The sequence below is a fragment of the Saccharopolyspora sp. genome, from assembly GCF_017434145.1.
In the GTDB taxonomy this organism is placed as follows: Bacteria; Actinomycetota; Actinomycetes; order Mycobacteriales; family Pseudonocardiaceae; genus Saccharopolyspora_C; species Saccharopolyspora_C galaxeae.
The window spans coordinates 1-1902 of record NZ_JAFRFW010000721.1 but is presented as its reverse complement, the minus strand read 5'-3'; the positions used below and the strand labels follow the sequence as shown (position 1 = coordinate 1902).

The 1902-nt window shown below is 74.7% G+C and carries 1 pseudogene; it reads left to right on the top strand.

The window, feature by feature from the left end:
* Positions 1-60: 60 nt before the first annotated feature.
* Positions 61-1902: pseudogene (locus IJH84_RS19630) on the top strand (TIGR02680 family protein); the annotation flags it as partial.

Sequence of the window (1902 nt, the reverse complement as noted above, 5' to 3'; positions counted from 1 at the left end):
GCGAACTCCGCCGCGGACGGCTCGCACGAGTTCGCCGCCGACGACCCCGCGGCGCCCGGGGTGCACCGCTGGCGCCTGCACCGCGGCGGCATCGTGAACATCTGGCAGTACGCCGAGAACACCTTCGACCTCTCCGGCGGCCGCGCGATCTTCCAGGGCACCAACGGCTCCGGCAAGTCCCGCACCCTGGAGCTGCTGCTGCCGCTGTGCCTGGACGGCGACCTGCGCCAGCTCGGTTCCAAGGGCTTCGACACGGTCAGCATCCGCCGCCTGATGCTCGACGAGTACCCCGGCGGCCCGAACCGCATCGGCTACGCGTGGGTGGAGCTGCGCCGCGATCGCCCCGACGGCGGCGAGGAGTTCCTGACCTGCGGGGTCGGCGTGAAGGCGTCGAAGACCTCGCAGGCGGTCAGTGACTCGTGGCGCTTCATCACCACCCGCCGGGTGGGCCACACGCTGCACCTGATCGGCCCGGAGCGGGTGCCGCTCGGCCCGGCGCCGCTGCGCGACGGGCTCGGCGCCGACTGCGTGCTCGACGACCAGGCGTTCCGCGCGAAGATCGCCGCGCAGGTCTACGGCGTGCCCGCGGCGCGCTACGGCGATCTGCTGCACCTGCAGCGGACGCTGCGCAACCCGGACGTCGGCCTGAAGGTGCTGGAAGGACAGCTGGAGCAGATCCTCTCCGATGCGCTGCCGCCGCTGGAGCCCGCGCTGATCGAGCGGCTGGCGACCTCGTTCGACGACCTGGAGTCGATCCGGGAGAACATCGTCCGGCTCACCGGCGCGGACAAGGCGCTGGGCGCGTTCCTGTCCGCCTATTCCGGTTACGCGCTGGGAGCGCTGCGCGAGCGCGCGGAGGCGATGCGGACCGCCCGCGACAAGCTGCGCTCGCTGCGCAACGAGCTGGCGAAGCTGGAGAAGCAGCTCACCGCGCACCGCGCGGACCGGGACGCCGCGCAGCAGTCGGTGACCGAGCTGGAGCAGCGCGAAGGCCGCCTGGAATCGAGCGTCGAGGCGCTGCGCTCGCACCCGGCCTACGCCGAACTGCAGAACCTCCGCGACCGCGAGCGGGTCGTGGAAGGCGCCCGCTCGGCGGCCGCGTCGGCGCTGGACACCGCAGCGCGGCAGCGCGGGCAGGAGGACCGCTCGCTGGAGTCGGTGCTGGGCACGCTGCGGCGGCTGGTCGGCGACGGCGAGTCGGCCGAGCAGGCGGCGCAGCGGGCGAACCGGCAGTTGTCCGCGGCCGGGCTGGACGGCGGCCTGGTGCCGCGCCCGCCGGAGGTGCCGAAGGCGGAGCCGGTGAGCACTCCGGACCGGGTGCGTGCGGCGCCGGAGGCCGACGCCGAGCCGCTGGAGATCGAACGCCGCAGCGCCCCCGAGGTCGGCACCGACGCGCTGGCCGAGCAGTACCGCGCCGCGGCCGATCGCGCCGCGCACGCGGGCACGGTCGCGCAGCAGCGCGGCGCGTTGACGCTGGCGCTGCACCAGCAGGCCGTGGAACTGGACGGCCAGCAGGAGCAGGTCGCCAAGCTGCAGCAGCAGGCGCGCCAAGCGCAGCTGATCGCCACCGAAGCCGCCGGGCGGCGCAACGAAGCGCACCAGGGGCTCTCCGAGGCCGCGAGCACGTGGCGGGACAACGTCCGGCGCTGGGCAGCCGACTGGCCGCTGTCCACTTCGGACGATCCGGTGCCGGAGCCACCGGAGGCCGAAGCGCTGCTGGCGGACCGCGCGGCGACGCGCCAGGCGCGGGAACTCACCCGCCGCTGGGCGCGGCCGAAGCTGCAGGAGGCGCGGCAGCGGATCTCCGAGGTGGACCGCGAGCTCGACGAGCTGCGCACTCGTGCGCGCACCGGCGAGCAGGAACTCGCCGAGCTGCGGGCGGGGCACGAGCGCATCCCGGAT